A 3,417-nucleotide genomic window follows, 5' to 3' on the forward strand; every position below is an offset into this window, starting at 1 on the left:
GCGCGCGCTGGTGGAGAGCGAGGACGACCTGGCGCTGGCCGGCGAGGCGGCCGACGGCCTGCGGGCGGTGGAGCTGGCCCGGCGGGAACGGCCGGACGTGGTGCTGATGGACATCCGGATGCCCGGCATCGACGGCATCGAGGCGACCCGCCGCATCGTCGCCGACCCCGACCTGACGGGTACGCGGGTGGTGGTGCTCACCACCTTCGAGCTGGACGAGTACGTCTTCGACGCCCTGCGGCACGGTGCGAGCGGGTTCCTCACCAAGGACACCCGGCCGGCCGAGTTGCTGCGCGCGATCCGGCTGGTGGCCGAGGGGGAGGCGTTGCTGTCGCCGTCGGTGACCCGGCGGGTGGTGCGGGAGTTCGCCACCCGACCGTCGCGGGTGCCCCGTCCGCACCCCCGGCTGGACACGCTCACCGACCGGGAGCGCCAGGTGGTCGGCCTGGTCGGTGAGGGGCTGAACAACGAGGAGATCGCCGCCCGGTTGGTGGTCAGCCCGGCGACCGCGCGGACCCACGTCAGCCGGGCGATGGGCAAGCTGGGAGCCCGGGATCGGGCCCAGCTCGTCGTCTTCGCGTACCAGTCGGGGTTGGTCTCGGGGTGAGGGCCGGGCCGGGCGACAGCGGCCCCGCGGCCGGGCGGCTACCCTAGCGGTGGCCGGACTCCGCACTGCCGGCCGCGTTGTGCCCGCCGGAACACTGACAAACGGGATGTTCGCGTGTTTGACACCTTGAGTGACCGCCTGTCCGGGATCTTCACCAAGCTCCGCGGCAAGGGGCGGCTCACCGACGCCGACATCGACGCCACCGCGCGCGAGATCCGCCTCGCGCTGCTGGAGGCGGACGTTGCGCTGCCGGTGGTCAAGGGCTTCATCGCGGCCGTCAAGGAGCGCGCCCGCAGCGCCGAGGTCTCGCAGGCGCTGAACCCGGCCCAGCAGATCATCAAGATCGTCAACGAAGAGCTGATCAACGTGCTCGGCGGTGAGGGCCGGCGACTCCAGTTCGCCAAGCAGCCGCCCACCGTGATCATGCTGGCCGGCCTCCAGGGTTCCGGTAAGACGACCCTGGCCGGCAAGTTGGCCCGCTGGCTCAAGGGCCAGGGGCACCAGCCGCTGCTCGTCGCCGCCGACCTCCAGCGTCCCAATGCCGTCGGGCAGCTCCAGGTGCTCGGTGGTCGGGCCGGCGTCGAGGTGTACGCCCCGGAGCCCGGCAACGGCACCGGTGACCCGGTGCAGGTGGCGCGCGCGTCGATCGAGCACGCGAAGCGTGCCGCCCGCGACATCGTCATCGTCGACACCGCCGGCCGGCTCGGCATCGACGCCGAGATGATGCAGCAGGCCGCCGACATCCGCGACGCCGTCTCGCCGGACGAGGTCATCTTCGTCATCGACGCGATGGTCGGTCAGGACGCCGTCCGCACCGCCGAGGCGTTCCGTGACGGCGTCGGCATCACCGGTGTGGTGCTCTCCAAGCTCGACGGCGACGCCCGCGGTGGCGCCGCGCTGTCGGTGCGCGAGGTCACCGGGCAGCCGATCCTGTTCGCCTCCACCGGCGAGAAGTTGGAGGACTTCGACGTCTTCCACCCCGACCGGATGGCCAGCCGGATCCTCGGCATGGGCGACGTCCTCACTCTGATCGAGCAGGCCGAGCAGGCCTTCGACTCCGATCAGAAGGAGAAGATGACCGCCAAGCTGATGGGCGGTGAGCAGTTCACCCTGGACGACTTCCTCGACCAGCTCATCGCGGTGCGGCGGATGGGCCCGATCGCCAACGTGCTGGCCATGATGCCCGGCATGGGGCAGATGAAGGACCAGCTCGCCGAGCTGGACGACAGCCACTTCGACCGGGTCACCGCGATCATCCGGTCGATGACCCCGGGCGAGCGGACCAACCCGAAGATCATCAACGGCTCCCGCCGGGCGCGTATCGCCAACGGCTCCGGGGTCACCGTGATGGACGTCAACCAGCTGCTCAACCGCTTCGCCGACGCGCAGAAGATGATGAAGCAGATGGGCGGCATGATGGGCCTGCCCGGCGGCGGCCGGCGCAAGGCGACCAAGTCGCCGAAGAACAAGCGCAAGGGCACCAAGGGTGGCGGTCGGCCGCGTACCGGTGCCGGCCTTCCGGGCGGCCTTCCGGGTGGCATGCCGCAGCTCCCGCCGGGGATGGACCCGAACGACCTCGCCGGTGGCCAGGGCCTGCCGCCCGGCTTCAAGCTTCCAAAGATCGACTTCAACAAGCTCGGCAAGGGCGGCGACAACCGCCCCCGCTGACGCGTGTCGGTGGCGGCGTCGCGGACCCCGAGGTGATCGGGTAGGACTGTGCGCATGGCTCTTCACGTGCGTGGTGTGCTGCTCCCCGCCGACGAGGTCCGGGATCTCTGGCTGGTCGGCGACCGGGTGACCTTCACCCCGGTGCCCGAGGCGGAGACCGTGGTCGACGGCGGCTTCGTCCTGCCCGGGCTTGTTGACGCGCACTGCCACATCGGCATCGCCCGAGGTGGCGCACCGATCACCTCGCTCGACCAGGCCCGCGAGTTGGCCCACGTCGACCGGGACGCCGGGGTGCTGGCGATCCGCGACGCCGGTTCGCCGTACCCGTACCCCGATCTCGACGACGAGCCGGACCTGCCGCGACTGGCCCGCGCCGGCCGGCACGTCGCGCCGCCGAAGCGCTACCTGCGCGACATCGGCGTGGAGGTCGGTGCGGCCGAGGTCGCCGCCACGGTGGCCGCGCAGGCACGGGCCGGCAACGGCTGGGTCAAGCTGGTCGGCGACTGGATCGACCGTGGCGTGGGCGACCTGGCGCCGTCCTGGGACGCGGACACCCTCACCGCCGCCGTGCGGGCCGCGCACGACGCCGGGGTACGGGCCGCGGTGCACACCTTCTCCGAGTCGGCGGTCGAGATCATGGTGCGGGCCGGGGTCGACTCGGTGGAGCACGGCACCGGGCTCAGCCTCGACCTGATCGACGAGATGGCCCGCCAGGGCACCGCCCTGGTCCCCACAATGATCAACATTGCCACCTTCGGGAGCATCGCCGAGCAGGCGCGGGCCAAGTTCCCCGGGTACGCCGAGCACATGCTCTCGTTGCGCGACCGCTTCCCCGAGGTGGTGCGCGCGGCGCACGAGGCGGGCGTACCGATCTACGTGGGCACCGACGCCGGCGGTGGCATCGACCACGGGCTCGCCGCCGACGAGATGCTGCTGCTGCACGAGCAGGCCGGCATGGCACCGCTCGACGTGCTCGCCGCCGCCTCCTGGGGTGCCCGGGACTGGCTCGGCTTCCCCGGCCTGGTCGAGGGCGGCCTCGCCGACCTGACCGTCTACCCCGAGGATCCCCGCCGCGACCTACGCGTCGTCCGGGCTCCGTCCCGCACGATCCTGCGCGGCCGAGTGATCCGCTAACCGCCCCC

The 3,417-nt window shown here is 71.9% G+C and carries 3 protein-coding genes; all 3 read left to right on the forward strand.

What is annotated here, in order from left to right; translation table 11 throughout:
* Positions 1-607 (forward strand): response regulator transcription factor (locus F8271_RS30590; RefSeq protein ID WP_151493267.1); only part of this gene is annotated, 607 nt, incomplete at its 5' end.
* A 114-nt stretch (positions 608-721) separates the two neighbouring features.
* A complete protein-coding gene (ffh, locus tag F8271_RS30595) occupies positions 722-2,275 on the forward strand; it encodes a signal recognition particle protein (protein ID WP_151493268.1) in 1,554 nt (517 codons plus the stop codon).
* Positions 2,276-2,329: 54 nt separating this feature from the next.
* A complete protein-coding gene (locus F8271_RS30600) occupies positions 2,330-3,409 on the forward strand; it encodes an amidohydrolase family protein (protein WP_151493269.1) in 1,080 nt (359 codons plus the stop codon).
* The last annotated feature ends 8 nt before the right edge of the window (positions 3,410-3,417 follow it).

It is taken from the genome of Micromonospora sp. ALFpr18c (genome assembly GCF_008868155.1).
Taxonomy (GTDB): domain Bacteria; phylum Actinomycetota; class Actinomycetes; order Mycobacteriales; family Micromonosporaceae; genus Micromonospora.